This window comes from Acidovorax sp. ACV01, assembly GCF_014851495.1.
GTDB lineage: Bacteria > Pseudomonadota > Gammaproteobacteria > Burkholderiales > Burkholderiaceae_C > Acidovorax > Acidovorax radicis.
Map to the genome: position 1 here is coordinate 254,403 of NZ_JACUZT010000001.1, position 18,791 is coordinate 273,193.

Genomic DNA, 18,791 nt, shown 5'->3' on the forward strand with positions numbered 1-18,791 from the left:
GGTAAGGTGGCTGTTCTGCGAAGCGATCAGTCTTCTTCTACGTGGCTCAGGCTCAGGCCGATCGCACCCCGCCGCCGCAGCCAGGGGCTGGGGCGGTAACGGGTGTCGCCATAGACCGTTTGCATGTTGAACAGCACTTCCAGAATGTTGGTGGGGCCCCAGCGGTCGCCCATGGCCAGGGGACCGAGGGGGTAGCCCAGGCCCAGGGTGACGGCGGTTTCCAGGTCCTTGGGGGAGCAGATGCCTTGCTGGCAGATGTCGCTGGCGATGTTCACGATGGTGGCCACCACGCGCTGCGTGACAAAACCACCGCTGTCGCGGATCACGCTCACGGCCTTGCCGTCGCGGGCGAACAGCGCATGCACCGCATTGCGGATGTCCACGCGTGTGGCCGGGTTGGTGGCCAGTACGCGGCGCTTGGTGGCGGCATCGTCGATCAGCATGTCGATGCCGATGGTGCGGGCGGGGTCCAGGCGCTCGACCACGGCGACGGTGGTCACGTCAAAGCCCAGTGGCGCGACCAGCGTGATGGCCTGGGGCGAGGGCGATTGGCCGGTTTCGATGGTGGCGCCCAGCTCCTTGAGCAGCTGGTACAGCTCGGCGCGACGGGCGGCGCGGGGCGAAACCCACACGGGGGGAATCTCGGTCACCACGGGCGGCGGGGCCTCTGCGGGTATTTGCGCCACACCGTCCACGTAGCGGTAGAAACCTTCCCCCACTTTCTTGCCCACCACGCCACCCGCAAGGCGCTGCGCGGTGATCACGCTGGGGCGAAAACGCGGCTCGTCGTAGTACTGGTGGTAGATGGATTCCATCACCGGGTGGGAGACATCCAGCGCCGTGAGGTCCATCAGCTCGAAAGGCCCGAGTTTGAAGCCGACCTGGTCGCGCAGGATACGGTCGATGGTGGCGAAGTCGGCCACGCCTTCGCCCACGATGCGCAGGGCCTCTGTGCCGAAACCGCGCCCCGCGTGGTTCACGATGAAGCCCGGGGTGTCCTGTGCCTGAACGGGGGTGTGGCCCATCTCTTTGGCGTAGGCCGCCAGGGCGGTGCAAATCGCGGGGTCGGTCTTGAGGCCCGCAATGACTTCCACCACCTTCATCAAAGGCACCGGATTGAAGAAGTGAAAACCCGCCAGCCGCTCTGGGCGCTGGAGCCCCGCCCCAATCGCGGTCACAGAAAGGGACGAGGTGTTGGTGGCCAGCACGGCATCGCTGCGCACCACGGATTCCAGTTCGGCAAACAGCTTCTGCTTCACATCCAGCCGTTCGACGATGGCTTCGATCACCAGGTCACACGCGGCCAGATCGGTCACTGCCTGCACCGGGTGCAGCCGCGCAGCAAGTGCCGTGGCTTGGTCCGCATCAATGCGCCCTTTGGCGACCAGCTTGGTCCATTGGTCTTGCAGCGCCGCGAGGGCAGCCTGGGCGGCGCCTGGGGTTGCATCGAGCAGAAAAACCTGGCTGCCGGCCTGCGCGGCGATCTGTGCAATGCCCCGACCCATGGCGCCGGTGCCCACGATTGCGATGTTGGGAAACTGAATTTTCATAGCGCCATTATGGCTCTGGCGTTGCGCGGGACTTATGTGCAAGAATGGACCGCACCAAAACAGAACTTATTGTGAAAATCCGTAACGCCATTTTTGGGACCGGTCTGTGGATGGTCGCTGCGGGCGCCTCGGCATTGTCTTTGGGCAGCAGCAGAGGCGCGGTGGTGTTGGGTGCGCCGGTGGATCTGTCGTTCGATATCCAGCCAGACCCGGGCACCGATCTGGCCTCTGCCTGCGTGACCGCAAAGCTGGTGGCAGGGGACACGGCGATTGGCGATGCGAAAGTGCGGGTGGTTCCCTTGCCCGACATGCGGGGACGCTCACCGGCGGTGCGGGTGCAGGCCGCCGTTGCGGTGGACGAGCCGGTATTGATGGTCACCTTGTCGGCGGGATGTACGGGCAAGATCACGCGTACCTACACATTTTTTGCCGAGCTTCCGTCCACGGTGGCTCGGTCGGCATCACCGGTCGATGTCTCGCGGCTTCCTTCCGTGGCCGGAATGGGTGTTGAAACACCCCGCCCGGCCCAGGGGTCAACCGGCCAGCGCCCCAGCGTGGCTGCGGCATCTCCTGCCGCACCTTCTCCTTCGGCATTGCCGCCCTCGCGGCCCGAAAACCGGCCCGATTCTGTGCCAGCCCCACCGGCGGCCAAGCCTGCGGCGCGCCTTGCACCCCCACGGCCCGCAGAGTCGGCCACCACACGCTCCCAGACCCCCGCCGTTGCAGCGCCGCCTGCCAAGAACAAGGCGCCAGCAGTGCCCAAGCCTGCCGACCGGGCCCGCCTTGTGATCGAGCCGCTCGATGTCTGGGTGGACCGCCCGCTGGCGCTGCGCACCTCTCCCGAACTGTTGGTCCTGCCGGCAGACCAGCCCTCGGCCCAGCGAGCCCAGGCTGCAGCGCTCTGGAAAGCACTGAACGCCCAGCCCGAGGATGCCAATCAGGACAGTGATCGGCTCAAGGCCTTGGAGGCCGATGTCGCCAACCTGCGGGCGCAGGCCGCCCAGGACCGGGCAGCCGCCGCGCAACTGCAGCAACAGCTGGAGCAGGCCGAGAGCGAGCGATTCCCCGCCACCGTGGTGTACGCGCTGGGCGGGTTGCTGCTGCTGGCGCTGTTGCTGGTGGCGTGGGCTTGGGTGCGGATGCGCAGCGCCTCCGAAAAGGCGGTGCGGGCATGGCGCGATTCCGTAGCGGCGCTGGGGGGGCATGACGCCCTGGCCGAACATGGGGCTGCGCTGGGCCTGGCCCCACACCCCAGTGACGACTGGATGCCGTCTGACGAGCTTGCTGAAGTCCGTGCTCCCTCCGCTGATTCAGCCGCAGCCCCACTGGTGACACCGTTTGTGGCCACGGCCCCGTTACCCAGTGCGCCGGCCCCCCTGAAGGCCATGCCCCCGGCAGCACCCCCTGCCGCTGCACCCCGGCCTGCACTGCACATCGTCAGCCCGGAGGAGCTTTTCGACATCCAGCAACAGGCCGAGTTTTTCATCTCGGTGGGTGAACACCAGCAGGCCATCGAAGTGCTGAAGAAGCACATCGCTGAACGTGGCGCGACTTCGCCACTGGCCTATCTGGAGCTTTTGCGGCTCTACCACACGCTGAGCAGGGTGGAGGAGTTCACGCAACTGCGCACGCAGTTCATGCAATCGTTCAACGCGCAAGTGCCGGAATTTGCCAGTTTCCACCGCACGGGCCGCATGCTCTACCACTACACCGATGCGCTGGCCGACATCGAGGCCGAATGGACTTCTCCGTCGGTGTTGCAACTGCTCGAAAAGCTGCTGTTCCGGCACGACGGTGCCGGTTCGGTCGAGCCCTTTGATCTTGCGGCCTACGACGACCTGCTGTTGTTGCTCTCCATTGCACAAACCACGCCCGCGAGTGCCAGAGGGGAACCGGCACCCCGCAAGCGCACCACACCGCTGGCGGCGCCCCGGGTCGAAACGCAGGTGCAGCAAGAACCGCTTCAGAACGTGCTGGCCAAAACAGACGCATTGCCGCAGGACTCGCGCGCGGCCAGCCTGGAGTTCGACTTTGACGGAATGCCTCCCGTTGCAGGACGTCCGCCCCAGGCCGCAGTGGTCGCAGCGCCCTCGGTGCTGGATGGCGACACGCGTGGTGCGGCGCTGGATCTGGACCTTGACCTCTCAGAGCCACCCCATCTCACGCTCAGTGATTTGCCGGTCGTGCCGGTGACCGCCCCCCCGCCCCCGGGTCAGGCCGTGGGTTTTGGCATGGACAACGACCTGGTCGAACTGCGGCTGGAGCTGGAGCAAAAGAAGACTGGCCGCAAATAGGGCGCCAGGGCGCAGCAGCGCCTTTTCAGGGCTGGCCGTTTGTTTACGTTTTCATCTGGCGCATCAGCTGCGCAACGGTGGCTTCGGGGTCAGTCGCATTGACGATGGCGCGAACCACCGCAATCGATCCCACGCCCGTGGCCTGCACCTGCGCAAACTGCTCGGCGCCTATGCCGCCGATGGCTACCTGGGGGTAATGGCGCAGCAGGCGCGCGTAGACCCCCAGCCGGCCCACGCCCTGCGGGGCCGTGGCCATCTTCTTGAGGGTGGTAGGGAACACGGCGCCCATGGCGATGTAGCTGGGGCCTACGGCATCTGCACGCACCATTTCCGCGTAGCCATGGGTGCTGACACCCAGGCGCAGGCCTGAAGCGCGCAGCGCTTGGAGTTCATCGGGGGCCAGGGCATCCAGATCTTCCTGGCCGAGGTGAATCCCATAGGCACCTGCCTGGATGGCCATGCGCCAATGGTCATTGATGAACAGCAGGGCGTTCGTGCCCTTGACGGCCTGGACCGCCGCGTGCACCTGCTGCGCAATCGCATGAGGATTGGCCGACTTGAAGCGAAGCTGCACTGTGGGAACGCCCGCACGCGCCATGCGGCCCACCCAGTCGGCGTCGGGCAACACGGCGTACAGGCCCAACTGGTCAGGACACGGGGCGAACGCCTGGGCACGTGGCACGGGTTGCAGGCCAAAATCCTCCGGTGTGTCGGGCCATTGCTCTGGCTGGAAGGCGCCGGTGCGCAGGCTTTGGGCCAGCCAAGCTTGGGCGAGGCATTCCGCGTCGTGGGCAATGAAGCCCAGCGTGCTGCAAGCCTGCAGGGCTGCCAGGTAAGCGGGTTCCTGTCGCGTGGGCTCCGGGGCAGGCTCTGCGCCAAAGCCCGCGAAGGTGGCGGCGTGGTGCGCAAGAATGGCCTCCACCATGGCGCTGGTGTCGTCACGCATGTTGTTCATGGTGCCAAAAGGGGGTGCCGAGCACGGGCGTGCTGGGCTGGGCGGCCTCCTGCGCAGCCATGGCACCGGCCTTGCGCGCGGCACGCCCGGCATTCACGGCGTCGGCGAAGGCGCCTGCCATGGCCACCGGGTCTTGCGCGAGTGCGACTGCGGTGTTCAACAGCACGCCGTCGTAACCCCATTCCATCACCTGGCAGGCGTGTGATGGCAGGCCCAGCCCGGCGTCCACCAGCAGCGGCACGTTCAGGCGCTCGCGCAGCGTTTGCAGTGCATAGGGGTTGACGGGGCCACGGCCTGTGCCGATGGGCGCGGCCCAGGGCATCACGGCCTGGCAGCCCACATCCACCAGGCGCTGGCACACCACCAGGTCTTCGGTGCAGTACGGCAGCACCTGAAAACCTTCCTTGATGAGGTGTGCCGCCACGCCCACCAGGTTCAGCGTGTCGGGCTGCAACGTGTAGTCGTCGCCGATCAGTTCCAGCTTGATCCAGGGGGTGTTGAACACCTCGCGCGCCATCTGTGCCGTGGTGATGGCCTCTTGCGCGCTGTGGCAGCCGGCGGTGTTGGGCAGCACGGGTACGTTGAGCTTGCGCAGAAGCTCCCAGAAGCTGCTGCCGCTTTCGGCCGGGTTGCTGCCCTGGCGGCGCAACGACGCGGTGACCATGGCGGGTTGCGCGCGCAACACGGCGGCTTCGAGCACCGCAGGGGATGGGTAGCGCGAGGTGCCCAGCAGCAGGCGGCTCGCGAACTGCTGGCCGTACAGCACCAGAGGGTCTTGGGGCGTCGAAGTGGTCATATTTTTACTATCTTTTTAATAGCTATTCGCGCTTGATGGAAAAGCGCTAGGGGCCAATTTTTCTCAAAATTGCAAGCCAGGGGTCATCCCCCCGTCACGGGCGAGATGATTTCCACGCGGTCACCGGGCTGCAGGGCCTGCGCGGCGTAGCGGGTGTTGGGCACAAAGTGGGTGTTCACGGCCACGGCAAACGGGGGGCGGGCCGCGATGGCGGCCACGGCATCGGCCACGGTGGCACCCTCGGGCAGTTCGTGCGGGATCTGGTTGATGGAGATGTTCATGCGAAGGCGGCGGCCGCGCTGGGTGGGGGCAGGGGGGCGGGCTCCAGTTCCAGCGCGAGGTCAAAACGTTGCGAAAGCTGCGATTGTCCCGCGTTCAGCACTTCCAGCGTCACGTCCAGCAGGGCGGGCGCGATCATGAAGCCGTGGCGGTACAGGCCGTTGATCTCCAGCACGCCCCGGCGCGGCTGGCGAATGGCGGGCAGGTTGTCGGGCAGCGTGGGGCGGCACTGCGTGGCCAGTTCCAGAATGCGGCCCTCTGCAAAGCCGGGATGCACGGCGTAGGCGGCGGAGAGCAGCTCCAGCGTCGATCGCACGCTGGCGGGCGAGAGGTCGTCCGATTCGATCTCGGTCGCACCGATCACGAACAGGTGGTCCGGCTTGGGAGCGATATAGATGGGGTAGCGCGGGTGCACCAGCCGTGTGGGGCGCTGCAGCGTGACATCCGGTGCGTGGATGCGCACCACCTCGCCCCGCACACCGCGCAAAGCCGGCCATTGGGCCTTGGCGCCGAGGCCACGGCAGTCCAGCACCCAGTCGGGCTGGCCTGGGGCGCCGGGCGCAAAGGCCTCGGGCGACTGGGGGGTGTGCCAGTGCATGCGCACGGACAGCCGCTGCATTTCCACCGCCAGCGCCGCCAGCAGCTGCCGGTTGTCGAGCTGGCCCTCGCCGGGCAGGTACAGGCCCTGCGCAAAGCGCTGCGCCAGCGTGGGCTCCGCCTGGGCCAGCGCGGCACCGTCGAGTTTTTGCAGGGCGGGCAACTCGGGCACCGTCTGCTGATTGGCCTCCAGCTGGCGAGTCAGCCGCTGGGCCTCGGCCGCGTCCTGCCGGTGCCACACGATGAGCGTGCCAGCCTGCTGGAAGAACACGGGCTCGGCCAGTGCCGCCAGCAGCTGTGGCCAGCGGGTGAGGGCATGGTGGCCCATGCGCACCACACCAGGCTCGGTGATGGCCGATTCGGCCAGCGGCGCCAGCATGGCGGCGGCCACGGTCGCGGCCGAATGTTCAGCGGCCGGACTGCCTGCGTCGTAGATGTCGACCCGGTGCCCCTGGCGGGCCAGCTCCACCGCAAGCAGACGGCCCATGAGGCCCGCGCCCAGAATGGCAAAAGAAGAGGGTTGAAGTGGCATAGGTCCGTCGGTGTGTCCGTGTGTTGGCAGGCAACCATGGACAAAACGGGGCGGTGCCGCTCTTGGAAACTCCCCACGCCAGCATGACCTGGATCGGGTAGCGGGGCCACGGTGTGGTGCAGGCAGTGCCATGCGGCGCTGCGTGCGGGCCCCAGGGTATTTCTCAGTCGCACACCAAAAGCGGTGGGACACCCCTGTTTCGTCCGGAAAAATCAATTACAGCACAACCAAAGGCAGCTCTTTTTGCGCTAGCGCATAGGCCATAATTTTTGCCATGACTTCATTGACCCCCCCGACCTCCGCAGCACGCCGCTATGTGCGCGTGCTTTCCATCGCCGGTTCCGACAGCGGCGGCGGGGCGGGCATCCAGGCCGACCTCAAGACCTTCAGCGCCCTGGGCTGCTACGGCATGACGGCCATCACCGCCATCACGGCGCAGAACACCTGTGGCGTGACGGGCATCCACGGCATTCCGCCCGAGATGCTCAAGGCCCAGATCGATGCCGTGGTGAAGGACATCGGCGTGGACGCGGTCAAGATCGGCATGCTGCATTCGCCCGAAGTGGTGCGCGTGGTGGCCGATGCCATCCGCACCTACCAGCTGCCGCATGTGGTGCTCGACCCCGTGATGGTGGCTACCAGCGGCGACCGGCTCATCGCCGCAGAAACCGTGAGCGTGCTGGTGCAGGAACTGTTTCCGCTGGCCGAGGTGATCACCCCCAACCTGGATGAGGCGGGCTGGTTGCTGGGGCGCAGCATCAAGGGCGTGGAAACGCTGGATGAAGCCGCGCAGGCGCTGTGCGCGCTGGGCGCACGCGCAGCGCTGCTCAAGGGTGGCCACCTGCCCGGAGACTGGGTGGTGGACGTTCTGGCCACCCGCAACGGCGTGCGGCAGCGGCTGGAGTCAGCACGCATTGCCACGCCCAACGGGCACGGCACCGGCTGCACCTTGTCGTCGGCCGTTGCGGCACACCTGGCGCAGGGCCTGCCCTTGCAGCAGGCGGTGGAGCGCGCGCGTGCCTACATTCTGGGCGCCATCGCCGCAGGGGCCAATGTGACCACCGGCCGTGGCCACGGTCCGCTCAACCACGGCTATGCGCCTGTGGCGCAGTTGGTGTTGTAGAAATTTGATTGTTTTTGGCATCTAGCGCTTATCTGGTAAGCGCTAGTAGCTCACAATTCGATAGCTATTCAATGGCCCCGTGGCCGTGTGGCCCAGGCCAGCAAAAAGCTGAACGCCAGCGCCGGCAGCGCCGAGCCCGCGCCCGGTACCACCTGCGGAGCCAGGTGGTAGACGGCAATCCCCACCAACCAGATCGCCACCGGGGCCGCATTTACCCGGCGTGCCGCAGCCAGCAGCGCGGGTGCGTTGGTGCCAAACGCCAGTCGGCCCAAGATCACCCCAAACAGCGGCACAAACACCGAGCTGAGCAGCAACAAAAACGGCTCCAGGCTGTGCATGGGCAGCACCAGTGCGAGGCCTGTGCATACGGCTGCCATGGCCAGGCCCCACTTGCGCACGCCCCAGCGTGGCAGCAGGCTGTGGGCCGACACCGCGCCCGAATAGGTGTCGCCATAGGCGTTATCCACCTCGTCGATCAGGATCAGCGACAGCGCGATCAGCCCGCCCTGGGCCAGCAGCAGCGCCTGCACCAGGTCCTTGCTCGGCAGGGTCAACGCCACCAGCACACCCAGCGTGTAGCACCACATGTTGGCCAGCGCGTAGCCCAGCCAGGTGCCGCGCAGCGCCGATCCACCATGCTTGCCGTGGCGCGCATAGTCGGCCACCAGAGGTAGCCACGAGATCGGCATGGCGATCACCAGGTCCAGCGCGGGCAGCACGCCCATGCCGCCTTCGCCCTTGCGCGTCCACAGCGCTTCAAAACCCTGGGCCTGCGCCAGCGACAAAAACTGCCACGACAGCCACAGCAGCGACAGCACCACCAGCGGCAGCGCCACGCGTGCGATCACCTTGCGCACCAGCTGCACCATCGAGCCGCTGATGAGCAGCATCACCACGCCGCCCCACAGCAGCGTAGCCAGCACGGGCCAATGCGCGCCGGCCATGGTGCCGGACTGTTGGCCGATGGCCACCGTGGCATCGCGCATCACCACCAGCTCGAACGTGCCCCAGCCCACCAGCTGCACGATGTTCAAAATGATCGGCAGGCTGGCAAACGTGCGGCCGTACACCGCATGCATCAGCCCGGCGCTGGCCAGGCCGCTGTCGCAGCCCAGCTTGGCCACCCAGCCCAGCAGGCCCGCGCCCACGATGGAGCCGCAGACGATGGCGATCAGCGCCTCCTGCGTGCCCAGCGCAGGCATCAGGTACGCGCCCACCTGCATGACCAAGAGGCCTACGCCCAGGCTGAACCAGAGCGAGGCATGGTCATGCCATTGGAAGACACGGCGGTCGGGGGATACGGGGGCCAGCGCTTCGTTGGTGGCGGGCGCGGCGGGGGATGAGGACATGGATGGCTCCGTAGCAGTACAGAGCAGGGGCGGCCCGCCAGCGCGCCCCAAAGTCAATTCATTCTGGGCTGTGCCGAGGCGGACGTGCTTCCCTGCGCGAGGATGATCTCAATCAGGTTCAAAGGGACTCTCTCAGTCGGTTCCGGCAAGCCGGTTCGACACCCCTAGCGATGGCGCCCCAAAGGAGCGCGGTCCTATTGTAGGGGGAGGGTCAGCGCTTGGCCTGGGCAATCGGGATCGCGTAGTGCATCACGGAGTCGCCGGACGTTGGGTGGTACTGGGCACCGTAGATTTCCAGATCCGGCCCCAGGGTGTGCGACGCGCCGGCCGACAGCAGCCAGCTGGAGTAGATGTAGTTCACTGTCGCATCGACATTCTGCGCAGGGCCCCGGTGGGTGAAGCGTGCATAGGTCGATCCGGGGATTTCCAGGGCCACCATGCCCGGTGGCAGCGCACCGGGGCCGCGCACTTCGATGCAGGCCAGGTAGCGCAGCTCTTCCGTGTGGGGTCCTGCTGGCGCCACGGCGCCATAGCAGACCCCGGGCACGGTGTTCGCAATCTCGCCCAGCCGGGGCAGGAACTTCGCCCACAGGGGCGGCAGTTTCTGGCCCAGGTTGTTCTTTTCGGAGTCGATGCCGTAGTAGTCCGTGGGCAGCCCGACCAGCTGCATGGCGGGCTGCTGCTGAATGTCGGGTTCCAGAGAAATGTTGTGGTGAATGTGCGCGAGGTAGCTTTGGTCAAACCGGATCTTGCGCACGAACAGCGAGCGGTTGCCCATCTTGCGGTACTGCGACGGCGTGAGCCGAAAGCAATCGCGGAACGCGCGCGTGAAACTCTCCTGCGTCTCGTACCCGGACGCCAGCGCAATGTCGAGCACGCTCAACCGTGTGTTGGTCAACTGCTCCAGCGCCCGCGAGAACCGGCGCGACCGGATATAGGTCTTGAGGGTTTCGTTGGTCAGCGCCTTGAAGATCCGCTGGAAGTGCCACTGGCTCATCCCCGCAGCCCGAGCCACCTCGGAAAGCTGGATATCGGATTCGAGATGGGCCTCGATGAAATCGATGCCCTCCTGGATTTGCCGGAGATAAAGCACAGTGGTGTCCGTTCAAGGGGTTTCAAAGAAACCGGTCATCGCAACCAGCCGGTTCTGGTCGTTGTACCGGCCGTAGCTCACGCCTTCCCCGATCACCTGCCCGCTGCCATCCACCATGTTCCATTTGGCGATGCTCTGCTGGTTGTGGCTGGCGAAATAGTGGGTCACAAAATGCCCACCGGGCACTTGGCTGTGAAAGTTGTCCATGTAGGCCGTCAATTGGTCCCAGCCCTGGGCGGTGGCCAGCGGGTCGTTGTAGGTGCAGGCGGGGTCGAGGGACTGGGTAAAAAGGGCTGTGCGGTCCGCGGCCGAGTCGGTCTTCCACGACGCGGTGTAGGTGTCCCAGATGGATTGAAGGGGTTGTTGGCTCATGGTGTGCTCCTGATGGGTGAATGGAGACGCCATCGTGCCGGGCGCTTGTGCGCCTTTTGGACATTTTGTGCTTATTTGTGGGCGCGTCGTTTGGGCACGAAGTGACGAACCCTGGCCCGCCGGGACTACGCGCTGACGGACGGCGCCGATACCGGTGCCACACCCAGCAACTGGTGCAGCCGTGGGCTGGTGGTGGTGTACTGCAACGCCACCTTGTCGCCCTTGAGCGCCTCGGCGGCGCCAAAGGCGGCGAGAGTGGCCTCGTGGAAGCCGCACAGGATGAGCTTGCGTTTGCCGGGGTAGGTGTTGATGTCGCCCACGGCGTAGATGCCGGGCACACTGGTGCGGAAGGCCTCGGTGTCCACCACCAGCTGTTTGCGGTCCATGGCCAAACCCCAGTCCGCAATGGGCCCGAGGCGGGGCGAGATGCCCAGCACGGCAACCAGCAGGTCCAGCGCCAGGGCGCGGGTGCTGCCATCGGCGTCCACCACCTGCAAGGCGGTCAGTTGGTCACCAGCGGTTTCGATACCGGTGATCTGCGCGGCCTCGACGTGGATGCGGCCCGCATCGCGCAGTTGCTGCAGGCGCTGCAGCAGGGCATCCGGGGCCTGGAACACATCGCGGCGGTGCAGCAGGCTGACGCGGGCAGCCTGGCCTTGTTCGGCCAGTTCCACGGCGCGGGCCACCGCGGGCTCGTCGCCGCCGTGCACCACCACATGGCGCCCGGCCACGTTGGCCGTGGAGGGCAGGTTCTGGTAGTGAACCTGTGTGCCCACAAAGCGCTCGATGCCGTCCACCTTGAGCGTGCGTGGCACAAAGGCGCCCACGCCGGCGGCAATGAACACCGTGCGGGCCAGCAGCTGTGCACCTTGCGAGGTTTCGACCAGCAGGCGCCCATCGGGGTGCACGGCGAGCGCCGACACCAGCGTGTTCAGGTGCCACTGCGTCTTGAACGGCGCAATCTGCTGAAGCAGCAAACCGGCCAGCTCGCTCCCGGTGCACACCGGGATGCCCGGGATGTCGTAGATGGGTTTGTCGCCGTACAGCTCGACGCACTGGCCGCCCGCATGGGGCAGGGCGTCGATCAGGTGGGCGGTGATGCCTTGCAGGCCCAGCTGGAAGACCTGGAACAGGCCCACAGGGCCCGCGCCGATGACGACGGCGTCGGTTTCTTGAATCATGCTCAAGCCACGCGCGCAGCGCCCGAAACTGGCGCTGCCAAAGACCTGTGCCACCGTGGAACTGGCTTTGCCAGGCCACTGGTGGCATCCCCCTTGGGGGATGGCGCGAAGCGACTCAGGGGGGTCACTTGACTAGTTCGTTGACCTTGCCCGGCTTGCCGTTCCACTCGTCGGCGTCTGGCAGCGCGGGCTTGCGCTTGGTGATGCTCTTCCAGCCGTCGGCAAAGGACAGATCGGCGTTGAGCTTGATGAAGGCGATCTGGTCGGCCGGCAGGTCTTCTTCGGCAAAAATGGCGTTGGCCGGGCACTCGGGGATGCACACGGCGCAGTCGATGCATTCGTCAGGATCGATGACGAGCATGTTCGGGCCTTCGCGGAAGCAGTCCACGGGGCACACGTCCACACAATCGGTGTACTTGCACTTGATGCAGTTTTCGGAGACGACGTGGGTCATGACAGGAGTTGTGTGGGTCGGTGAAAACCCTCAATTTTAGAAGCTTTCACCGACCATTGGTTACAAGGTCCCTCACCCGGATGGGGTGACTGGGGTTGGGGGCACTGATCTAGATCAGTTGACCAGCACGGCACCGGCCGTTTTGTGGCTGGCGGTGTCCACCAGGATCAGCGATCCGAGCACCCGGGCTTTGCCGAAGGCCGCTGCGGGAATCGCCTCTTGCAGCAGCAGGTCCACATGGCCGATGGCATTGGGGTCGAGCTGGGTGGCGGCTTCTTCGGCCAGCGTGTTGATGTTGAGCTTGTGCACCACGGCTTTCACCTTGGCCTTGACCCAACGGTGGCCGTGCAGCGCCCAATACACGCGGCCTGCGACCAGGGGTTCGTCGTCCATCCAGGCAATGGTGGTGCGCAGCTCGCGGCTGGCGGGCCAGGCGGGCACGCTGGCCGGCGTGTCAAAGTCGTCTTCGGCGGGGGTGGCGACAGCAGGCGCCGCCAGAATCCAGTCGCCGCGCGAGACATCCACCTCGCGGTCCAGGATGAATCCCGCGCTGGTGCCTGCGGGCACATCCCTGGGGCGGCGTGCATGGTCCAGCACCTGGGCCACGGTGGCCAGCTGGCCGCTGGGGAAGATCTGCACGGGCGTGCCAGGCGCTACATTGCCCGAAGCCACACGGCCCCAGAACACGCGGCGGCCTTGGGATGTGTCCGACGACGAGGACGAGGACTTTTCGACCCACTGCACGGGGAAGGCCAGGGGCAGGCCCGTATCGGCTGGGGTGTTGGGCAACTGCTCCAGCACCTGCAGCAGCGTGGGGCCTTCATAGCCGCACCAGCCCGCGTGGGCGTCCACCACATTCCAGCCCTTGAGGGCGGAGACCGGCACCGTGGCGCGCACGGTGATGCCAGCCGCCTGGGCGAAGGACTGCAGTGCGCCCTGGATATGTTTCCAGGCCAGCACGGGGTCTGCCACCGCGTCGAGCTTGTTCACGGCAAACACCAGCGAGTGCACGCGCAGCAAATGGGCCAGCAGGCTGTGGCGGCGGGTCTGCGGCAGCAAGGCCAGGTCGGCATTCTTCCAGTCGAGCTTGGTGGCATCGACCAGCACCACGGCGGCATCGGCGCTGCTGGCGGCGGTGACCATGTTGCGCGTGTACTGCTCGTGGCCGGGGGCGTCGCCGATGATGAACTTGCGCTCTTCGGTGGCGAAGTAGCGGTAGGCCACATCGATGGTGATGCCTTGCTCGCGCTCTGCGCTGAGGCCGTCGGTCAGCAGTGCCAGGTCGGTCTCGCCCTGGCGCTGTACGCCGGCAAGGTGGTCCTGCAGCACGGCCTTGCTGTCCACCAGCAGGCGGCCGATCAGCGTGCTCTTGCCATCGTCCACCGAGCCACAGGTAATGAACTTGAGGGCGGAAATATGGTTATTTTGGCCGCTAGCGCTTGTCTGGATTGCGCTGGAAGCTATCGAATTCATAGTGGTCATCAGAAGTACCCGTCTTTCTTGCGCTTTTCCATCGAGGCATCGCTGGTCTTGTCGTCCATGCGCGTCGCCCCGCGTTCGCTCACGTCGGCGGCCAGGGTCTCGATCACGATCTCGGCCGGGGTGGCCGCCGTGCTCTCCACCGGCGCGGTGCAGGTGATGTCGCCCACGGTGCGAAAGCGCACGTCGCGCGTCTCCACCACGTCGCCGTCACGCGGCGGTGTCAGTTCGGTCACGGGCATCAGCAGGCCCTTGCGGTCCACCACCTGGCGCTTGTGCGTGTAGTAAATGCTGGGCAGGCCGATCTGCTCGCGGTCGATGTACTGCCACACGTCCAGTTCGGTCCAGTTGCTGATCGGGAACACGCGGAAGTGTTCGTTCGGCTGCAGGCGGGTGTTGAACAGGGTCCACAGTTCAGGCCGCTGGGCCTTGGGCTGCCATTGGCCAAAGCTGTCACGGTGCGAGAAGATGCGCTCCTTGGCGCGGGCCTTCTCCTCGTCGCGGCGCGCGCCGCCGATCAGGGCGTCAAAGCGAAATTCCTCGATCGCTTCGAGCAGCGTGACCGACTGGTGCACGTTGCGGCTCTCGCCCGGGTGGGCCAGGCGCACCGTGCCGCGTGCCATGGAATCTTCGACGCTGCGCACGATGAGCTCGGCGCCCAGTTCCTGCGCACGGAAGTCGCGGAAGTCCGTCACTTCCTTGAAGTTATGGCCCGTGTCGATCATGAGCAGCGGGTAGGGAATGCCACCGCCGCTGGCCTTGGTGCCAAAGGCCTTTTCGGCGCATTTGAGCATGACGAGCGAATCCTTGCCGCCCGAAAACAGCAAGGCGGGGCGCTCAAAGGCGGCGGCCACTTCGCGCAGGATGAAGATGGTTTCTTCTTCCAGAGCATCCAGGTGCGAGTTGTTGAGGTGATAGCTCATGTTGTTGTTCTGCAGCTGTGCTGCATCGGTGCGGGCGTTCATGGTCGGATCTGCGGCGGAGTCAGTGGGCAAGATGCAGCCCACACTCGCGGTTGTCTTCGCCCTTGGTCGGGTCCACGTAGTCAAAGTTGTTGGGCAGGCCGTGCTTGACGCAGTATTCGTGCAGGTCCTTGGACGACCAGTGCAGCAGCGGTGCCACCTTGATCAGGCCATCAGGGTTGATGCTGACCGGGTCCATCTGCGCGCGCACGGCGGTGTCGGTGGCACGCAGTGCGGTGAACCACACCTTGGGGGCTGTCTCGCGCAGGGCACGGGCAAAGGGCTCCAGCTTCACTTCTTCGGTGAAGAAGGCGTGGCGTGGGTCGTCCAGGGCTGGTGTTGCGCCTTCTACCGCTTCGCGGTGTGCGCGTGAGCGGCGTGGCAGGTAAATCTGCAGCTTCAGGCCCAGTTGCTTCGTCACTTCGTCGGCAAAGCGGTAGGTGGCCTCGGTGTTGTAGCCATTGTCCATCCAGACCACCGGCACATCAGGGTTCACCTGCGTGACCATGTGCAGGATCACCGCCTCGAAGGGGCGGAAATTGGTGGTGACGATGGATCGCTCGCCCAGGCCCAGCGCCCAGGCTACCAGGCCGGGGGCGTTGCGGCCGAGTTCGGCGTTGACGAGTGTGAGGTCGAATTGGCTCATGGTGTGGGGTTCTAGGGTATACGTGGGCTCAGGGCTGCGCTCAAGCAGCAGCCCGGCTGACAAACAGCGGCTGGGGGTTCACGGCATCGCCCTGGTAAAAGCCAGGGAACAGCGCAAACTGGCGCTGCGCATCGGCAGCGTCCACGCCCTCGGCCAGCACGGCGCTGCTGAAACCCGTGCGCTGCATCTGCACCAACTGGTCGATCAGCACGTCGCCCGTGGCGCGGATTTCGCCCTGAAAGCCACGGCGGCGGCGAAGCAAGAAGGCCTGGCTGAAGGCGCGGCCATCGGTGAAGTTGGGGAAGTGCAGGTCCACACGTTCCACACCATCGAGCGGCAGGGCCATGGCGTCGGCATCGTTGGGCAGGGCCACGGTGCGGGCGTCACCCTCTGCGGGCGGCTGGTGGTCTTGGGCGGCGAGTAGTTTCAACATCATGTCTGTGGGCTGTGCGGTACGGCGCTGTGCGGGCTCAGGCGGCAGCGGTTTCTGGTTCTTTGTGGCGCGCTTGCTTGGCGGCTTCCTTGAACGGGTCCAGGCCTGTGCGGCGCACGGCCGACTGGAAGGTTTCGCCTGGTTCGCGCAGGTCTCGGTACGTGCCGAGCACGGCCTCGATCACGTCGGGCACTTCGGCGGCAGAGAACGAGGGGCCAATCACCTTGCCGGCCACGGCCGCGCCCGACAGGTCAGAACCATCGGAGCCGCCGAGCGTGACCTGGTACCACTCCTTGCCGTCCTTGTCGACGCCCAGGATGCCGATGTGGCCGCTGTGGTGGTGGCCGCAGCTGTTGATGCAGCCGCTGATGTGCAGGTCGATCTCCCCGATGTCATCGAGCTCGTCCAGGTCCTGGTAGCGCTGGGTGATGGCCTCTGCGATGGGCAGCGAGCGGGCGTTGGCCAGCGCGCAGAAGTCGCCGCCGGGGCAGGCGATCATGTCGGTGAGCAGCTGCACGTTGGCGCTGGCCAGACCCAGGGCCTTGGCTTCTTGCCACAGGGCAAACAATCGGCTGCCATGCACCCAGGGAAGCAGCACGTTCTGGTCGTGCGTCACGCGGGCTTCGCCGGCCGAATATTTGTCCACCAGATCGGCCAGTGCGATGAGTTGTTCGCTGGTGGCATCGCCGGGCGACTGGCCCGGACGCTTGAACGACAGCGTGACGGCGCGCAGCTGCGGATTTTGGTGGGCGTGCACGTTGCGTTTGAGCCAGCGGCCAAACATCACATGCGCGGAAGCCTGGGCGTCCAGTGAGGCCTGCAGGGCAGCGGGGGGCACGTCGGCAATATCGGCCAGCTTGGGGGTGACAAAGCAGGCGGCCACGCGGTCGAACTCGGCCTGTGGGATGGTGTGTGGGCCACCGTCGATCTCCACGATCTGGCGGTACTCTTCTTCCACGTCGTCGATGTACTGCTGGCCCTCGGCCTTGACCAGGATCTTGATGCGTGCCTTGTATTTGTTGTCGCGGCGGCCGTGCTCGTTGTACACGCGCACGATGGCCTCGATGTAGTTCATGATCTGGTTCCAGGGCAGGAACTCGCGGATCACGGTGCCGATCACGGGCGTGCGGCCCATGCCGCCGCCCACGAACACCTTGAAGCCGATCTCGCCAGCTTCGTTCTTGAGCACGTGCAGGCCCACATCGTGCCAGCCCGTGGCAGCGCGGTCATCCTTGGCGCCGCTGATGGCGATCTTGAACTTGCGCGGCAGAAAGGCGAACTCGGGGTGCAGCGTGGTCCACTGGCGGATGATTTCCGCATAGGGGCGCGGGTCCACGATCTCGTCCACGGCGATGCCGGCCAGCGCGTCCGTGGTGGTGTTGCGGATGCAGTTGCCGCTGGTCTGGATGCCGTGCAGCTGAACGCTGGCCAGCAGGTCCATCACGTCGGCGCTTTTGGACAGCGGAATCCAGTTGAACTGCACATTGGTGCGGGTGGTGAAGTGGGCGCAGTTCTTGGGCAGGAAGGTGGTACCCAGCTTGCCCTGGCCTTCCATGGCGGCCTTGAAGACGGCAGCTTCGGGTTCGTCGTATTCGCGGGCGATCTGGGCCAGCACGCGCAGCTGGCGGCTGGCGATTTCGCCATAGGGCACGGCCACGCGCAGCATGGGCGCATAGCGCTGCACATACCAGCCGTTTTGCAGGCGCAGCGGGCGGAAGTTGTCTTCCGACAGCTTGCCGGTCTGCCAGCGCGTGAGCTGGTCACGGAACTGCCGTGCGCGCTGCTGCACAAATTGTTGGTCGAATTCGGTGTATTGGTACATCGTGGAGCCACTCAGATCAGAATCAGTTTGAAGCCTGCCCAGGCCAGCAGGATGGACAAGGCGGAGCGAATCAGGCGCTCGGGCGTGCGGGTCACCAGGCGCGAGCCCAGCCAGATGCCCGGCAGTGAGCCAGCCAGCAATTGTGCAAGCAAAGGCCAATCGACCGAGCCCAGCGAAGCGTGTCCCAGACCAGCCACGAGGGTCAATGGCACGGCGTAGGCGATGTCGGCGCCAATGATGCGCGGCAGGGGCAGCATGGGGTAGACCAGCAGCAGCACGGTGACGCCAATGGCGCCCGCACCCACCGAGGTAAAGGTGACCAGCGTGCCGATCACGGCGCCCATCAGGATGGGCAGGCTCCAGTGGCGGGGGCGTGTGGGGTCGCCAGCGTGGTTTTTGCGGGCTGCGGCTTCGGCCGCCTGGCGCTGTGCAGAAAACGCAACCACCTTGTAGAGCGTGGCCGCCGCCGTCAGCAGCAGGGCAAAGCCCAGGGTGGTGGTCATGACACGCTGGGCGATGCCGCTCGCGGGGCCCATCACCTTGAGGGCCCACAACGCCAGCAGCGCGGCCGGAATGCTGCCCGCGCAAAGCTGGCCCACCACTTTCCAGGGCACCAGGCGCTGGTGGGCCAGGCTCACGGTGCCGCCCATCTTGGTGAAGGCCGCAAACAGCAGGTCGGTGCCCACGGCCATGTGGGGCTTGACGCCAAAGAAGAAGATCAGGATCGGCGTCATCAGCGAGCCGCCGCCCACACCCGTCAGGCCTACGATCAGCCCGACAGCAAAGCCCGCAAAAACAAACGCCAATTCATGCATGGGTGCGAATGTAGGGGACGGGCTTATGGATGCAAACTATTGTTTTGCTCTGCCAATAT

General features: G+C 65.7%; 18 protein-coding genes and 1 riboswitch. Of the genes, 2 read left to right on the forward strand and 16 right to left on the reverse strand.

The window, feature by feature from the left end:
- Positions 1-26: 26 nt before the first annotated feature.
- The gene (locus tag IB243_RS01225; protein ID WP_192424448.1) at positions 27-1,550 is read right to left on the reverse strand and encodes a 3-hydroxyacyl-CoA dehydrogenase; all 1,524 of its coding nucleotides are present in this window, start codon (positions 1,548-1,550) and stop codon (positions 27-29) included.
- 71 nt (positions 1,551-1,621) lie between these two features.
- On the opposite strand from IB243_RS01225, the gene IB243_RS01230 reads away from it, so the two are divergent.
- Positions 1,622-3,844: a hypothetical protein gene (locus IB243_RS01230; protein ID WP_370540290.1), complete on the forward strand. Its 2,223-nt coding sequence runs from the start codon at positions 1,622-1,624 to the stop codon at positions 3,842-3,844.
- 43 nt (positions 3,845-3,887) lie between these two features.
- On the opposite strand, the gene thiE is transcribed toward IB243_RS01230, so the two are convergent.
- The 4 genes from thiE to IB243_RS01250 all read right to left on the reverse strand — a co-directional run bounded on the left by thiE (position 3,888) and on the right by IB243_RS01250 (position 7,003).
- Positions 3,888-4,790, reverse strand: coding sequence for a thiamine phosphate synthase (gene thiE, locus IB243_RS01235; protein ID WP_192425320.1), 903 nt, complete (start codon positions 4,788-4,790; stop codon positions 3,888-3,890).
- Positions 4,783-5,595, reverse strand: a complete 813-nt coding sequence (locus IB243_RS01240; protein WP_010461235.1) for a thiazole synthase — start codon at positions 5,593-5,595, stop codon at positions 4,783-4,785. Before IB243_RS01240 ends, thiE begins: the two co-directional genes overlap by 8 nt.
- 83 nt (positions 5,596-5,678) lie before the next feature.
- Entirely contained in the window at positions 5,679-5,876 is a 198-nt protein-coding gene (gene thiS / locus IB243_RS01245) for a sulfur carrier protein ThiS (protein ID WP_057272784.1), read from the reverse strand.
- Positions 5,873-7,003, reverse strand: a complete 1,131-nt coding sequence (locus IB243_RS01250; RefSeq protein WP_192424450.1) for an FAD-dependent oxidoreductase — start codon at positions 7,001-7,003, stop codon at positions 5,873-5,875. Before IB243_RS01250 ends, thiS begins: the two co-directional genes overlap by 4 nt.
- A gap of 274 nt (positions 7,004-7,277) precedes the next feature.
- Here IB243_RS01250 and thiD point away from each other — a divergent pair, with 274 nt between their 5' ends.
- Positions 7,278-8,126 (forward strand): bifunctional hydroxymethylpyrimidine kinase/phosphomethylpyrimidine kinase, encoded by an 849-nt coding sequence (thiD, locus tag IB243_RS01255; protein WP_192424452.1) that lies wholly within the window; start codon positions 7,278-7,280, stop codon positions 8,124-8,126.
- Between the two features lie 68 nt (positions 8,127-8,194).
- Here the strand turns inward: thiD and IB243_RS01260 are convergent, their stop codons facing one another.
- The 11 genes from IB243_RS01260 to IB243_RS01310 all read right to left on the reverse strand — a co-directional run bounded on the left by IB243_RS01260 (position 8,195) and on the right by IB243_RS01310 (position 18,732).
- A complete protein-coding gene (locus IB243_RS01260; protein ID WP_192424454.1) occupies positions 8,195-9,475 on the reverse strand; it encodes a cytosine permease in 1,281 nt (426 codons plus the stop codon).
- A 72-nt stretch (positions 9,476-9,547) separates the two neighbouring features.
- A riboswitch (TPP riboswitch) is annotated at positions 9,548-9,651 on the reverse strand.
- A gap of 35 nt (positions 9,652-9,686) precedes the next feature.
- Positions 9,687-10,568 (reverse strand): helix-turn-helix domain-containing protein, encoded by an 882-nt coding sequence (locus IB243_RS27400; RefSeq protein WP_192424456.1) that lies wholly within the window; start codon positions 10,566-10,568, stop codon positions 9,687-9,689.
- Between the two features lie 12 nt (positions 10,569-10,580).
- Positions 10,581-10,940 carry a nuclear transport factor 2 family protein gene (locus IB243_RS01270; protein ID WP_010461256.1) on the reverse strand — a complete coding sequence of 120 codons (360 nt, stop codon included), beginning with the start codon at positions 10,938-10,940 and terminating at the stop codon, positions 10,581-10,583.
- 125 nt (positions 10,941-11,065) lie between these two features.
- Positions 11,066-12,121 carry an NAD(P)/FAD-dependent oxidoreductase gene (locus IB243_RS01275; RefSeq protein ID WP_192424458.1) on the reverse strand — a complete coding sequence of 352 codons (1,056 nt, stop codon included), beginning with the start codon at positions 12,119-12,121 and terminating at the stop codon, positions 11,066-11,068.
- Positions 12,122-12,245: 124 nt separating this feature from the next.
- Entirely contained in the window at positions 12,246-12,575 is a 330-nt protein-coding gene (gene fdxA / locus IB243_RS01280; RefSeq protein ID WP_056744243.1) for a ferredoxin FdxA, read from the reverse strand.
- A gap of 114 nt (positions 12,576-12,689) precedes the next feature.
- Positions 12,690-14,057: a sulfate adenylyltransferase subunit 1 gene (locus tag IB243_RS01285; RefSeq protein WP_192424460.1), complete on the reverse strand. Its 1,368-nt coding sequence runs from the start codon at positions 14,055-14,057 to the stop codon at positions 12,690-12,692.
- Positions 14,057-15,019 (reverse strand): sulfate adenylyltransferase subunit CysD, encoded by a 963-nt coding sequence (gene cysD / locus IB243_RS01290; RefSeq protein WP_010461263.1) that lies wholly within the window; start codon positions 15,017-15,019, stop codon positions 14,057-14,059. The genes IB243_RS01285 and cysD overlap by 1 nt, the downstream gene beginning before the upstream one ends.
- 19 nt (positions 15,020-15,038) lie before the next feature.
- Positions 15,039-15,662, reverse strand: a complete 624-nt coding sequence (locus tag IB243_RS01295; RefSeq protein WP_010461266.1) for a phosphoadenosine phosphosulfate reductase family protein — start codon at positions 15,660-15,662, stop codon at positions 15,039-15,041.
- 40 nt (positions 15,663-15,702) lie between these two features.
- The gene (locus tag IB243_RS01300) at positions 15,703-16,092 is read right to left on the reverse strand and encodes a DUF934 domain-containing protein (protein WP_029413763.1); all 390 of its coding nucleotides are present in this window, start codon (positions 16,090-16,092) and stop codon (positions 15,703-15,705) included.
- Between the two features lie 40 nt (positions 16,093-16,132).
- Positions 16,133-17,917, reverse strand: coding sequence for a nitrite/sulfite reductase (locus tag IB243_RS01305; protein WP_192424462.1), 1,785 nt, complete (start codon positions 17,915-17,917; stop codon positions 16,133-16,135).
- Positions 17,918-17,928: 11 nt separating this feature from the next.
- Positions 17,929-18,732 carry a sulfite exporter TauE/SafE family protein gene (locus tag IB243_RS01310; RefSeq protein ID WP_192424464.1) on the reverse strand — a complete coding sequence of 268 codons (804 nt, stop codon included), beginning with the start codon at positions 18,730-18,732 and terminating at the stop codon, positions 17,929-17,931.
- Between the last annotated feature and the right edge of the window lie 59 nt (positions 18,733-18,791).